The organism is Marinobacter sp. G5_S1_61_S3, from assembly GCF_054968585.1.
Genome location: NZ_JBQKUK010000010.1, coordinates 38,813 through 52,696, shown reverse-complemented (window position 1 = coordinate 52,696; position 13,884 = coordinate 38,813). Strand labels below are relative to the sequence as shown.

Below are 13,884 nucleotides of genomic sequence, written 5' to 3'. Positions count from 1 at the left end.
CCTGCCCTAAAGGATAGACCCGCCAGCGGAAACAACAAGTGACGTTCCGCCCCCCGGGAACCGGGGGGACGGGTAGAAAGGACAGCCGACTGACCGGGTGTCAGGCGGCTTTCTTGCGGGTCTGGGCAGCCCGCAGGCTGTACAGTTTCCTCTCCTTGAGAGCGTAACGGTTAAGACCTCCGAGGTGGATCTTGCACAGGTACAGCTGCCAGTCGATCTGGCGTGCATCCACCGGGAACAGGACACGATCCAGTTCACCCATGCGGGAAGCCAGGGCCATCAGCGAATCGTTGCGGAAGATATAATCCGGTGCCGTGTAGAAACCAAAGATGGTGGCGAGTGAACGCGTGGTATCGAGGTTTTTGAGAACCTTTAGCTCACGGTTCTGGCCAGCCAGCCTCAGTGCCTTGCCAGCGATGGACAACGGCACGCGCATCCCGCCAACCACAACATCAAACAGCTTGCGATTGACCGCCACAAACGGTTTCGTGGGCCGTCGATAGAACAACTGGTCATACGCTGCATAGTTGGACTTGGCTTCGGCCATCAGGTAGTCAATGAACGTGCCCAGCGAAATTGGGTTTGAACCGCCACTGCAGCATTGATAGATGCGGCGATGCCCAGGCTCGGAAATGGCTTCAGCCAGGGACAGGATGATGCTGTTGGCCACCAGGTCCACCGGAATCACGTCGATAATACCGCTGCGTTTGCCTGGAAACAGGGAGACCTTCTCACGGGCGTAGGCAAGTATGATCGCATCCGCCACCTTCACGCCTTCAATCCATCCCGGCGAGGGTTCTTCCAGTGCACTTTCAATGATCGAAGGGCGAACAATTGTGAGTGAGCGCCCGGAAAGGGCTTTCATCAGGAGTTGCTCACCCAGCCATTTGGTAAACGTGTAGGTGTCGCTCCAGCCGTAGTTGTTGGCCTCGCGAATACCCAGGTCCACGAGCTTTTTCTCAAGCACTTTGCCGGAGTATCGGGCCTTCACGTCGGAGATCTTGTCCTGCAGAAGGTGTACAAGCTCTTCCGTTTCATAGTATCCGTCGGTGCTGCGGGGGATAGACTCACCCGCCGGCTTGATAACGGACTCCGTGATCTGACCGGAATTTTTTCCGTTGACGTAGCAGGTGGATACCTGGATGACCGCCATAGTGCTGTTGAGCTCCGCCAGAGCGGCAACGTTCTCGAGGCAAAGGGTATTGATCTTCAGCGCCTTATCGAGCTCCTCCCGGAAATTTACGCTGGCTGCGGAATTGATAAACGCATCGACCTGCCCGGCAAGAGCACGGAACCGCTCCTGCGTAAGCCCAAAACGGGGTTCAGTCACTTCGCCGGTGATGCAATGAACGCGTTCCTCAAGAAAGCTTTCGAACGCCTCGTTGTCATCGTGCCTAAGGCGCTCGAACACGGAAGAACTCGCGATCTCACTGAGGAATCGTTCCCGCGCTGCCGGATGCCTTTTGTTACCGCGGATAAGCAGATGGATCCCGCCAATATCCGGCACCGTGCGAATCAGTTTTTCCAGTACCACCTTACCAAGAAACCCGGTGGTGCCGGTGATCAACACGTGTTTACCACGTAGTTGCTCAAGAACACCGGACGCTGACGCTCCATTCTGTTGCTGCTGTGTTGCCATGGCGAGAACTCCTTCTCAAATTCACTGTGTAGCCATCAAATGCAGTGGGTTTTACTGCATTTTGCGGGCCACGATTCCGGGAATAAGGCTGATTTTTGCACAGACCGAATGACAGTGCGGTGACATAGAGCAAAGTTACGCTACAAATTGCATCAATAAAATGACCATAAAATAAGGTGACTAAATGCAAAAAAAAGGAATGGAGAGAAACCGGATAAAAGGCGCTCAGGAACCGTTCTTGTCGGTGTCCGCCAGCGAGCGTAGAAGCTGATCCAGGGAGATATTGGACGGCTGCTCCTTAAGCGCCCGAATCAACCGGCTTTGTTCACCAAAACTGATACGGTCGTAGTACGGCTCCCGCTCTGGCTTATTTACTACTGCTTCCGCCTTACGGGGAACTGCCGCAGGGTCAACTTCTGCAGCGAGATGGCGAAGATGAGTCGCCATATGTTCTCGTTGTTCCTTTTCCAGTTTGTCCCAATTGAGAGAGGCTAAACCGGTCTGGATAATCTCGATGGCATCTGCATCCATTTTGCGCCCTAACAGTGCAAAAAGCCCCTGAAACGCTTCATAACGCAGCAGCGGCTTGTCACTGCTGTCAGCCAGTATTTCGCCGAGTTCTGCAGTCAGCCGCTTGCATTCCTGGGCCGGGTCTTTTGGCGTTTTTGCCTGGCCACCGCCGGACGCAGGCGCCGCATCCGCTGAACCGGACGACACCCGGTGCCAATACGCCGCAATCCCCGCCTTTCGCGGCGGCAGCTGGCGCAGCCGCACGTTCAGCATGTCAGCCAATGTTCGGAATTGACGGCTGGACGGATCAGAAGCCGGCAACAGTGCCACAGGGCGTTGATTCATCACTGACTGGCGCAAGGTTTCGTCACGCCAGATCGCACCCAGGTAATGCAACTGCAACCCCAGGTGCCGAACTGCAGCAGCATCAAGGCGCTGAAACACGGATCGAGCCTGACTTGCACCCTGGGCCATGTTCACCAACACGCTCGGCGTCCTTCGGTAGCCACGACGAATCAGAAGTTTTATCAGGGAGAAGGCATCGGTCAGCGATGCAGGGTCTGGCGTGACCACGACGCAGGCCAGTTCCGCCGCCGCAATCATGTGCATGCCGGTCTTCTGCAAACCGGAGGCCGTGTCTGTGATCACGTAGTCGTAGTTTTTCTCCAGCCTCGACAACGCCTTGAGAACACGCAGGCTTTCTTCAGCGGCCATATCCACACATTGTTCAACTCCCGAGGCGCCGGGAATGATGTGCAAACCCCACTCCGCTTCCATAATCACGTCGCGGAGAGAGCACTCACCGGCCATTACGTTGGCCAGGGTGCGCTCCGGATACCGGCCCAGCATGATACTGACATTAGCCAGATCCGTGTCACCATCCAGCAACAATACTCTGTAACCCTCTCGCGCAAGGGTCAGGGAAAGGTTCAGTGCCACCGATGTTTTTCCGACGCCACCTTTGCCACCGGTTATGGCCAGTGTTCTGGGTTGCTTCGGAATGTGCCTGGAAGTGCGGGAATCGGTCATGAATGCTTAATAGGCGCTGTCTTTTCCGTCGACTGACACGTGATCCGGGTAAAATTTGTGTACTGTGTCAAAGTGTAACCCGGACGGAGTTCTAACTGTAGACAAAAAGAGACGGGTTGAATGCCCGATCATGGACGGTTTTGCGACATTTAACCTGTAAAAAGTTTACACACATCACAACACGGGTAATACTCTGCTTAAAAAAGGACCAATAACTGTTTAATAAATGCAGGTTATTGACTAAGCTCCATCGGGTTAATGTTTATGAACAAGTCGTCAGATACTAACGAAATATCTGGCGCGTTACACAGGCAGGCCTATGCAGATTGCCCCTGACATACAGCTACCGAGTCTCCCGGAGGTTACCCTTCGGGCGCTTGAGGCCTGCCATCAGGATGAAAACTATCGCCGAATAAGTGACATTGTGTCTGCCGACACCGCTCTGGTCACTCGCGTTCTCGCCCTCGCCAACTCGGCACTGTACGGCCCCACCTCGCAAATACGTTCCATTGACCAGGCCCTGCTCCGGCTGGGAACCCGACGTTTTCACACCCTGGTTCTGACTGCTGCACTGCGCCAGATTCTTTACGAACTCGGGGCAGACCAGTGGCAACAGCTGCGGGACTTCTGGCGCCATTCACTGACCACCGCCCTGACGGCCAGGGCTCTGGCAACACTGACCCGCTACCCCGAACCCGACCAGGCGTTCATGCTGGGTATGTTGCACAACGTAGGCGAGCTGATCGCACTGAAAACACCGCCTGGAGAAACCCAGCAATACTACTTTGACCACCAGTCCGATATTGCTGCCGAACTGGTCAATTCATGGGGGCTGGGCCCCATGGCGGTTGACGCTATGCGCTATCAGCAGGCCATGCCAACGGAAATACAGGATGCCGGGCACCTGGTCAAACTGATCAGTCTGGCAACGCGCCTGGCACTCTCGGACGCGGCGGGCATTGCGGCGGCGGGGACCATTTTTGGGCTCAATGAAGAGCTCACGCGAGAGATCAACCGCAGGATCGACCAGGAAGTGAGCGGCGTGGCCGAGTCACTGGGCATTCCGCTATCGGAAGACTACGACGCCCACCATTCCAACCACAAACTCAAACAGACCATACTGAAACAGGCCATGGCCAGCCAGGCGCTGGAACTGTCGCCGATTCGCGGCAGTGCCCAGGAGAGTCTGGCCGCAACCGTCACCAGCCTGACACTGATCACCGGCCTGCCGGCACTGTATTTTGGCCAGGCAGGAGACGGGCTGACACTGCTATCCGCCAGCAACGGCGATACTCCTGACCTTACAGTTGCCAGCGGGCCGGCCACCAGCGTGTTGACCGAGGCCTACAGCAGCGGCACCGCCCTGTGTCTTGGTGACCGCACAACGACTGTGCTGGACCGCCAGCTGCTTTCTCTCTTGAAAACCCCTTCTCTGGTGGCTATTCCCGTTCGAGGGGAAGATCAATGTGCTGGCGTCTTTGTCGTCGGTACCGACCATGACAGTTCCGGTCAGACAGAAGAAATCGGTCGCCTGTTCAGCGCCAAACTGTCTGACGCCGTCACTGCCACGCTAGCCAATAGTGGTACCCAGGACAGTATGGAGTCGGAACTGGCCCGACAGGCCATTCGTCACCAGGTCCATGAGGTGAGCAACCCGCTGACCATCATCCGGCAATATATCTATCAGCTACGGAACCGGCTGGATGATGACGAAGTACAGGAAGAGCTGGACGTCATACGTGACGAACTCGATCGCGCGGGGGATCTCCTGTTGCAGATCAGCCGGGGTCCGGGCCATGATGCAGCAAACCCGACCGGCGTCTGCAATCTTAATGACGAACTGAGAATTCTGCGGGACTTGCTGGAAGACAGCCTGTTCAGCGGCGACGACATGGCGCTGGAGCTTGACCTTTGCGCGGACCCCACCGATGTTACCGTGCCCGGTGCTGTCATCCGGCAGGTGGTTATCAACCTGGTCCGTAATGCGGCAGAATGCCTTGTTGACGGTGGCGAAGTGGCTATTCACACACAGGCACCAGTCTGGCAGAGCGGAAAAACCTGGGTGGAACTGGAAGTGGCGGACACCGGCAATGGAATTCCCGACGAGGTCCGAAAACACTTGTTTTCACCGGTTCAATCCACCAAGGGCAAGGGCCATAGTGGCCTGGGTCTGAGCGTGGTCAAACAGTTGATTGATGACATGGAGGGCATCATTAGTTGCCGCACGGGGCGCGGAGGGACAGCATTCCGAATTCTGTTTCCCGCGGCGGCAAATAAAAAAAACGATGAAAAATGACGAAGAAACGACGGGCTACTGACATGAAACCTGCGAGCACCGAGTGGACTTACGGCGACGACGGAAAGGCGCGCATCCTGGTCGTCGACGATGATCCGAGACTGCTTTCCGGCCTTGCTTCACTGCTCAGAAGCAAGGGGTACGAGGTCACCGAAGCGGAAGGTGGGCGCATGGCCTGTCGCATCCTTGAGACCGAATCGTTCGACCTGGCAATGCTGGATCTTCGCATGCCCGATGTGGACGGATTCGGTGTGATGGAACGCCTGTCATCGGAACAACCAGAATGTGGCGTGATTGTCGTGAGCGGTGAAAGCTCGTTCAGCGCCGTCAGCCGTGCCCTGCGCCGGGGGGCACTGGACTATATCCGCAAACCGTTCGACCCGGAAGAACTGCTGGCAACGGTCGACGGCGTGCTCGGCAAGCGTTCTCTGCTTCGCGCCCACGAGCACATACGAATGCGCCTGGAAAAGTCCGAGGAACTGCATCGCTACATCGTCAACAGCTCACCCGATATCGTTTTCATGCTCGATGGCGACGGGCATTTCTGTTTTGTGAACAGCAAGATTGAGAGCCTGCTTGGCTACCAACCCGCTGAGCTGTGCGGGCGTCACTTTCGCCACATCCTGGATGACCGGGACATCGCCCGGGGAACCTATGCTCTGAAAGGCCCGAATATCAGCGCCGACAATCCCCGGACACTGGAAGTTCGGCTCAAGACCCGAGGCAGCCGCAAAGCCACCCGACACTTTGAAATTACCGCGTTTCCGATTGACCCGGAAACCTGGCCCCACACCAATCACGACGACGGCAAATACAATGGTCGCGAGGCCCGCTACTACGGCACTGCCCGCGATGTGACCGAGCGTAAGGAAGCGGAAGCCTTTATCAACTTCCAGGCCTACCACGACTTGTTGACCCGACTGCCAAACCGCGCCCTGTTCAAGGACCGGCTCGACCTGGCCATCACCCACGCGCGCCGCAGTGAGCAGAAGCTGGCGGTGATGTTCCTGGACCTTGATCGCTTCAAGGTTATCAACGACACGCTGGGACATGCCATGGGCGATCGCCTGTTGCAGGCTGTCACACAGCGACTGGAACGGTGTCTGCGCAAAGGGGACACCCTGTCACGCTTCGGTGGCGATGAATTCACTCTGCTGTTGCCGTCGATCCACGGTTACGAGGACGCAAGACAGATTTCAAAGAAGTTGATCAAGGCCTTGCGCGCGCCTTTCCAACTGGGCGAACACGAAGTTTTCGTAGGTGTGAGCATTGGCATTGCCACCTACCCGGAAGCCGGCGAATCCATGGATCAACTGATCCAGAACGCCGACATTGCCATGTATCACGTCAAAGCACGGGGTAAGGATGGCTATCGCTTCTACTCGGAGAGCATGAGCATTGACACGGCCAACCGCCTGAGCCTGGAAAGAGATCTTAGGATGGCACTGGAGCGCGATGAGTTGCGGGTGTTCTATCAGCCGCAAGTCTGTTCCTCGAGCAATCGCGTGGTGGGTTTGGAAGCGCTGGTGCGCTGGCAACATCCGGAAAGGGGATTGCTCTATCCACGGGACTTCCTGCCGCTGGCAGAAGAAACCAAACTCATTGCCAAACTCAGTGAATGCGTACTCGACCAGGCCTGCCATGATGTCGGCCAGTGGATTCGAGAAGGACACAGCGACCTGCGACTGGCCGTAAACCTGTCCCCGGTCCAGGTGGAGCACCCAAGGTTTGTAGAGACCCTGATGGCTCAACTCCAGGCCCACGGCTTCCCGCCCCAAAACCTGGAAATCGAGATCACTGAAAACGTGATCATGAACGATCTTGAGCAGATCAGTCAGAAACTCCGGGAATTAGCGTCATTGGGCGTCAGAATTGCCATTGATGATTTCGGCACCGGCTACTCCTCCCTGAACTACATTCACCGGCTGCCCATTCACACCTTGAAAGTGGATCAGTCCTTCGTCAAAGCCATTCGCAGAGGCGAAGATGGTGCCTGTATTGTAAACGCCATTGTCGCCATGGCCCATGGACTGAAACTTCAGATCGTGGCGGAGGGTGTGGAAACGGACGAACAGCTCACCTACCTCAAAAGCCTGGGATGCCACCAGGTTCAGGGATTCTTCTACGGCCCGGCGCGGCCTGCAGACGTCATCGGCCAAACCCTCGGACATACCCCGGCGCGCGCCGTCGCTTTCTAACCTACCGCATTATCGATACTCCATTGTCGGACAGTCAGATCTAAAATGTTGATCTGGTTTGCAAAGTGTTGCTGTTCGTTACGTTATGTATCTGGAAATGCGCGGTACTGCACATAATTCCCCCACCGGCTTCTCTAAGCTCAAATCCATCAGGCGCTTCCTTCAATTCACCTGACGGTGAATCAACAATCACAAGAAGAATGGAAGCATCCCCAGGATATGGACAGGCAGAAGTCACCATGCGCGATAAATACAAATACATTGGCCCGGTATACGATTTTCTGAGCAACCTCTACAGCGGCAAGAACATCCATCGCTGCAAGACCGCCATGCTCGATGTGGAAACCGTCAAGCCCGGCGCCCGCATCCTGTTTGCAGGCGTGGGCCATGGCCGTGACGCGATCCGTGCCGCGGAACTGGGCGCGGACGTGACCGTGGTGGACCTCTCCGAAACCATGCTGCGCAAGTTTGCCGAAGCCCAGGGAAAAGAGGCGCCGCACCTGAACATCCGCCGTATTCACAGCGACATCATGAAGGTCGATGAGTTCGAACAGTACGACATGGTGGTCGCCAACTTTTTCCTCAACGTGTTTGACGAAGACATGATGGTGCGGGTGCTGGAGCATCTGATCCGTCTGGGCAAGGCCGACGCCAGGGTGGTTGTGGGTGACTTCTGCTACCCCACCGGCAACATTGTGGCCCGCCTGTTCAAGAAGATGTACTGGTACATGGCCGTCTTCATCTTCTGGCTGTTCGCCAACAATGCCTTCCACAAGATTTACAACTACCCCGAACACATGCAGCGCCTTGGCCTGCACGTTACCGAGAAAAAGCATTTCAAGCTGCTGAACATGAACTGTTACTGGTCGATCCTGGGACGGAAACAGGTGTAGACACGAGGCCTCACGCCGGATTTAAAACAATAAACGGGGGAGTTTCACAATGTCAGACCAGATCCTTTCACTCGATGGCGTACGCTCTCTGGACGAAGGTGTATTTACCTTTCCGGAGCGCATCAGTTACCTCAAGAAGTACGGCACCCATTCCCAGTCGTTCTCGACGTTGCAACCTGAGATGCAGTATTTCGATGTGCCCGGCGTTGGCTACCTGGCGTATATGCGCAAATGGGGCGGCACGTTCGTGCTCTCCGATCCTGTCACCGCACCGGAACACTTTGAGGTGATCCTGGAACAGTTTCACCAACGCTTCCCTTCCGCCTGCTACATCCAGGTATCCAAACCTGTCGTGGACTACCTCTACCGCCGCTTTGGCCTGTTTGGCACCCAGTTTGGCAGCGAATCCCGTATCAACCTGAAAAACTGGTCGCTCAGCGGGAAGAAGAAACAGATCCTGCGCACGGCCCTCAACCAGGCGGAAAAAAACGGCATTACCGTGAAGGAGCGCTTCAGCGATGACCACACCCGCGAAATTTCCGATGCCTGGATTCGCACCCGTAAATGCAAGAGCAAGGAGATCCGTTTCCTGATACGTCCCATGGAGATGGAGTACCGGGAGAACGAACGCCATTTCTACGCGTACCAGGATGGCAAGGCCGTGGGCTTTATCTACTTCGACCCCATCTACCGCAATAACGAGATCATCAGTTACGTGCCCAACATCTCAAGGGCCAACGCGGATTTCCGCCAGGGTATTTTCTACACCCTGATGGCCCATGCCATGGATGTGTTCAAGGCCGAAGGCGTGCCCTATCTGGACCTGGGTTTAATTCCGCTATCCCTGGACCCGGCTACCGAGCACCAGGAAAGCCGACTGCTCAAGCGCATCATGCACGGCCTGTATGAGAAGGGGAACTTCCTTTACAACTTCAAGGGCCTGGAATTTACCAAGTCACGATTCCGTGGCGACAACTTTAAAACCTACTGTTGCCACCGCCGATCCTTACCGGCACTGGAGTTCCTGGCCATGTTCAAGCTGACCCGCTTGCTATAGCACCGACTACCGACGAGGACCAGTTACCACGGATGTCGTTGGTGGCCAGGCTGAGCCCATCCAGGAACTCCCCGATACCTCGTGGGATGTCCCCGGAAAACAGGGCGGCATCAACCACATCCCCATCGCTGTTGAGGGCCATAAGACTTTTCACTTCCAGCCCCTGCTGTTCGAATAACCAGGCCGCTCGGCGGGCGATGGCCTCTCCGGAATCCACCCAGTGTTTTACGGTCGGCAACTGGCTCTGCAGCAGATCCTTTATCAGCGGGTAATGAGTGCAGCCCAGAACCACAGTGTCCACACCCACGTCCCGGAATGGTTGCAATGCCACGGACAAAGCCTGTTCGGGGACTGGCGAACCGGACACCAGATTTTCGATCCATTGCACCAAGTCCGGATGCCCCAGCCGTTCCACCGTGCAATCACTGGCAAACTCGTCAATCAGGTCTGCAAGGTAGGGCCGACGAACAGTGGCGGGGGTGGCCAGCAGACCAATACGGCGGTTTTCAGACACCGCCGCCGCAGGCTTTACCGCCGGCACCACGCCGATCACCGGTATCGGTGTCATGGTCCGAAGATGCGGCAATACCACAGTGCTCGCAGTGTTGCACGCCACCACAATGACATCACAGGGAAATTCCGACAGCGCCAGCCGGATCAGTGTCTGGCTGCGCTCAATGACCACCGCTTCCGGCTGGGCGCCGTAAGGAAAGCCAGCGTTATCAGCCAGGTACACCAACTTCACCCCCGGCAATTGTTGGTGGATACAAGCAGCAACGCTCAGTCCGCCAACGCCTGAATCAAAGACCAGCACTCTTGGCGCAGTCACGACGATGCCCCCTGCCCTTTAATTTCCCGCACCATGGCCTGGATCAGGCCGCCGGAGATGGTGGTCACCGGCGGCACAGGTGGCATATCGCCCGGCAGAAACCAGTCCGCTTCCGCAATTTCGTCTTCCTGCAGCACCAGCTCGCCCCCGGCGTAGTCTGCAAAAAAGCCCAGCATTAACTGATGGGGAAACGGCCATGGCTGAGAGGAGTGGTAGCGAACCCCACTAACCTCAAGGCCGGTTTCCTCTTTCACTTCCCGGGCAACCGCCGCTTCAATGGTTTCACCCGGCTCCACAAAGCCCGCAATCAGGCTGAAATAATGACGCTTCGTCCGCGATGACCGGGCCAGCAACATGCGTTCACCACGGCGGATAACCACAATCACGCAGGGCGCCAGCCTGGGATACCAGGGAATGCCGCAGGGCTTGCACCACTTGGCCCTTTCCAACGGGTGCAGCTCTGTCAATTCACCACAGCGGCCGCAGAAGCGGTGATCCCGCCACCACTGATGCACCTGGAACGCGGTGCCCAGCATTTCCGCGGGAGCATCCTCCATCAGCAGCAGCGCTTCCCGAAGCGTCACCCGTTCTGTAGACCCGGCCAGTCTGGCCGCGTCGGCTTCGGCCACGTAGACAGGCTTGCCGTCCATCTGGCCAACATACACCGGCCCGATATCACCGTGCGTACTAGGGGCAATCATCCGCCAAGGCTTCAGCCAGCCAACGTCGGGCTTCAGCACCGCATCACCGTCGATGGCCAACACAAGATCGTCATCGTCGGGCCCTTTCGAAGACCAGCCGGGAGTCCATAACGCCATAATCCGTGTCCAGAAGCTATTATGTGGGTAGAGCTGGAAATGTATCACAGCGGCACAACACAACAGAACGACCGCATGGCTTTCCGCACTGCACGCAACCAAGTAAACTTACCGCCTGTTTTGTGAACCGGAGCGACCGTTTATGCGTTTTTTCCTGGGCCTTCGCAGCCTGATCCTGACCCTTTTCCGCAAAATCCTGTTTTTGTGGGTCCGGACGGATGTGAGCGGCAACAGCGTGGAAGCCCTGGGAGTAGACCCGGAAAAACCGGTTTGCTACGTACTGCAGTACAGCTCGCTGTCCAGCCGATTGGTCCTGGAACAGGAGGTGCTGCGAGCTGGCCTGCCTGGTGCCGAGTCGTCCCTGCCGGTCAAGAACGGTCCGAACCACTCCTTCTTTTTTCTCTACCGTCGGATTGGTGGTCTTTTCCGTCGTCGCCAGACGCCGGTTCCCACCGGTGAGTTCCGGGCGCTGGTTCGCCATGGCCTGGAACACCCTGAGCAGGATGTTCAGATCGTCCCTGTGTCGCTGTTCTGGGGGCGCTCCCCGGACAAGGAAAAATCGCTGGTCAAACTGCTGCTGTCCGACACCTGGTCCGTGGCTGGACGTTTGCAGAAATTCCTGATCATCATGGTGCATGGGCGTAGCACTTACGTGCAGTTCAATCAGCCCCTGTCCCTGAAGCAGGTGATTGACGAATACCGCCATAGCGAGGAACGCGCCAACCGTAAGCTCGCCCGCATTCTCCGTACCCATTTCCGCAGGGTGCGCCAAGCCGTGCTCGGCCCGGACCTGTCTCACCGCCGCACCTTGGTGGGTGGACTGGTGCGGACCCAGGCGGTCAAGGAAGCCATCCGGGAAGCTGCCCGAAAGGATGACATCCCCCCGGAAAAGGTGCGCGCCAAGGCGTACAAATATGCGGACGAGATCGCTGCCAGCATGTCCATCGTGACCATACGCTTCCTGGAAGTGGTGCTGTCTTGGCTGTGGAATCGTATCTACAACGGCATCGCTATCAACAACATCCGCGTTGCCAAGGAAGAAGCCCAGGACAATGCCGTGGTGTATGTTCCCTGCCATCGCTCCCATATTGATTACCTGCTGCTGTCCTACGTGCTCTATAAGAACGGGCTGATGCCCCCGCACATTGCCGCCGGCATCAACCTGAACATGCCTATTGTTGGCCCCATCCTGCGACGCGGCGGCGCGTTCTTCATGCGTCGGAGCTTCCGTGACAACCCGCTCTACGCCACCGTGTTCAACGAATACATGCACGTGATGTTCTCCCGAGGCTATTCCGTTGAGTACTTCGTGGAGGGCGGGCGCAGCCGCACGGGCCGCATGCTCCAGCCTCGGCCCGGCATGCTGTCCATGACCGTCCGCAGCTTTCTGCGAGACCATCGCAAGCCCATCGTGTTCGTCCCGGTATACATTGGTTACGAGAAGGTGATGGAAGGCCGTTCTTACCTCGGTGAACTACGGGGCAAGAAAAAACAGAAAGAGAGCGTGTTCGCGATTGCCAAGACCGTTCGCAAGTTGAGCAACTCGTTTGGCCAGGTCGCTGTAAACTTCGGTGAAGCCATTCCCCTTGCTGAGGTATTGAACGAAGTCGAACCAAGCTGGCGGGAAGAAGCCTACGATTCCGAATACCGGCCAAAATGGCTCAATCAGGCGGTGTCTGAACTGTCCAATCGTGTTGCGTCCAGCATTAACGCATCTGTCGCCGTCAATCCCATTGGCATGACTGCAACGGTTTTGCTGGGCACCGATCGCCTGGCTATGGATGAAGGCCAGTTGATTCGCCTGATGGACCAGTATGCCGACCTGCTGAAAGCCTTTCCCTACGCCGACACCATCACGCTGCCGGAAGGCAGTGGCAAAGATTGGGTCGACTACTGCGAAAACATGGGCCTGATCACGCGCCAGCCCCAGAAACTGGGTGACATCATCGCGCTGGAAGGCAGCAACGCGATCCTGATGACCTATTACCGCAACAACATCCAGCATCTGTTTGCCCTGCCGTCTCTGATCGCGAGCCTGTTTGAGAACAAGAACTCCCTGCGCCGGGACAAAATTGAGTTCCTGGCCAGCGTGGCGTACCCCTATCTGAAATCCGAACTGTTCCTCAAATACGACGCCGAGGAGATTGACGGGGTCATCAACCAATGGATCGACGTCCTATTGGAGAAAGGGTTGCTGTTCGAAGAAGAGGAAGACAGGATCAGCCGCCCTGAGGAAGGCACCGATGCCATGCTGCGCCTGCGGGTGCTGTCACGGTTCATCATCCAGACCCTAGAACGCTATCACATTGCCATCGGCATCCTGCGCAAATACGGGTCGGGTAAGATTACCGCCGGCGAACTGGAAGAGCAGAGCACGCTTCTGGCCGAACGTATGTCCATCCTGTTCGGCCTCAATGCGCCGGAGTTCTTCGACAAGACCCTGTTCCGTAACTTCATCGCCAACATGCAGCACAATGGCGTTATCACCACCGATGACGACGGGCTGTTGTGCTACACCGACGGCCTGGATGAAGTGGCGGAAGACGCACGGTTGGTGCTAAGTGTGGAAAAACGCCAGGCCATTCAGCAGGTGACCATGCTTGGGGCCTGAACGC

9 protein-coding genes are annotated in these 13,884 nt (G+C 56.7%); 5 read left to right on the top strand and 4 right to left on the bottom strand.

Going from position 1 to position 13,884, the window contains the following annotated elements; translation table 11 throughout:
* Positions 1–100 precede the first annotated feature (100 nt).
* Both ACTRWH_RS11245 and ACTRWH_RS11240 read right to left on the bottom strand, forming a co-directional pair.
* Positions 101–1,639 (bottom strand): fatty acyl-CoA reductase, encoded by a 1,539-nt coding sequence (locus tag ACTRWH_RS11245; RefSeq protein ID WP_421857856.1) that lies wholly within the window; start codon positions 1,637–1,639, stop codon positions 101–103.
* Positions 1,640–1,864: 225 nt separating this feature from the next.
* Positions 1,865–3,178, bottom strand: a complete 1,314-nt coding sequence (locus tag ACTRWH_RS11240; protein ID WP_428399089.1) for an AAA family ATPase — start codon at positions 3,176–3,178, stop codon at positions 1,865–1,867.
* Positions 3,179–3,497: 319 nt separating this feature from the next.
* Here ACTRWH_RS11240 and ACTRWH_RS11235 point away from each other — a divergent pair, with 319 nt between their 5' ends.
* From ACTRWH_RS11235 to ACTRWH_RS11220, 4 genes are all read left to right on the top strand, one after another.
* Positions 3,498–5,474, top strand: a complete 1,977-nt coding sequence (locus ACTRWH_RS11235; protein WP_462826413.1) for an HDOD domain-containing protein — start codon at positions 3,498–3,500, stop codon at positions 5,472–5,474.
* Between the two features lie 23 nt (positions 5,475–5,497).
* Entirely contained in the window at positions 5,498–7,672 is a 2,175-nt protein-coding gene (locus ACTRWH_RS11230; RefSeq protein ID WP_228210543.1) for an EAL domain-containing response regulator, read from the top strand.
* Between the two features lie 239 nt (positions 7,673–7,911).
* Positions 7,912–8,565, top strand: coding sequence for a class I SAM-dependent methyltransferase (locus ACTRWH_RS11225; protein WP_228210491.1), 654 nt, complete (start codon positions 7,912–7,914; stop codon positions 8,563–8,565).
* A 49-nt stretch (positions 8,566–8,614) separates the two neighbouring features.
* Positions 8,615–9,622, top strand: a complete 1,008-nt coding sequence (locus tag ACTRWH_RS11220; protein ID WP_036204254.1) for a DUF2156 domain-containing protein — start codon at positions 8,615–8,617, stop codon at positions 9,620–9,622.
* Here ACTRWH_RS11220 and murI read toward each other — a convergent pair.
* Together murI and nudC are read right to left on the bottom strand one after the other, a co-directional pair.
* Positions 9,600–10,451, bottom strand: a complete 852-nt coding sequence (gene murI / locus ACTRWH_RS11215; protein ID WP_075195968.1) for a glutamate racemase — start codon at positions 10,449–10,451, stop codon at positions 9,600–9,602. The two genes, ACTRWH_RS11220 and murI, sit on opposite strands and share 23 nt — an antisense overlap.
* Complete coding sequence (nudC, locus tag ACTRWH_RS11210; protein ID WP_075195969.1) at positions 10,448–11,269, bottom strand: NAD(+) diphosphatase; 822 nt, start codon at positions 11,267–11,269, stop codon at positions 10,448–10,450. Before nudC ends, murI begins: the two co-directional genes overlap by 4 nt.
* Positions 11,270–11,411: 142 nt before the next feature.
* Here nudC and plsB point away from each other — a divergent pair, with 142 nt between their 5' ends.
* A complete protein-coding gene (gene plsB, locus ACTRWH_RS11205) occupies positions 11,412–13,880 on the top strand; it encodes a glycerol-3-phosphate 1-O-acyltransferase PlsB (protein ID WP_085681471.1) in 2,469 nt (822 codons plus the stop codon).
* The last annotated feature ends 4 nt before the right edge of the window (positions 13,881–13,884 follow it).

Coding starts and splice junctions, on each gene's coding strand:
- ACTRWH_RS11220 (WP_036204254.1), top strand. CDS start 8,615: ATGTCAGACCAGATCCTTTCACTCGATGGCGTACGCTCTCTGGACGAA.
- plsB (WP_085681471.1), top strand. CDS start 11,412: ATGCGTTTTTTCCTGGGCCTTCGCAGCCTGATCCTGACCCTTTTCCGC.
- ACTRWH_RS11240 (WP_428399089.1), bottom strand. CDS start 3,178: ATGACCGATTCCCGCACTTCCAGGCACATTCCGAAGCAACCCAGAACA.
- ACTRWH_RS11245 (WP_421857856.1), bottom strand. CDS start 1,639: ATGGCAACACAGCAGCAACAGAATGGAGCGTCAGCGTCCGGTGTTCTT.
- ACTRWH_RS11235 (WP_462826413.1), top strand. CDS start 3,498: ATGCAGATTGCCCCTGACATACAGCTACCGAGTCTCCCGGAGGTTACC.
- ACTRWH_RS11230 (WP_228210543.1), top strand. CDS start 5,498: ATGAAACCTGCGAGCACCGAGTGGACTTACGGCGACGACGGAAAGGCG.
- ACTRWH_RS11225 (WP_228210491.1), top strand. CDS start 7,912: ATGCGCGATAAATACAAATACATTGGCCCGGTATACGATTTTCTGAGC.
- nudC (WP_075195969.1), bottom strand. CDS start 11,269: ATGGCGTTATGGACTCCCGGCTGGTCTTCGAAAGGGCCCGACGATGAC.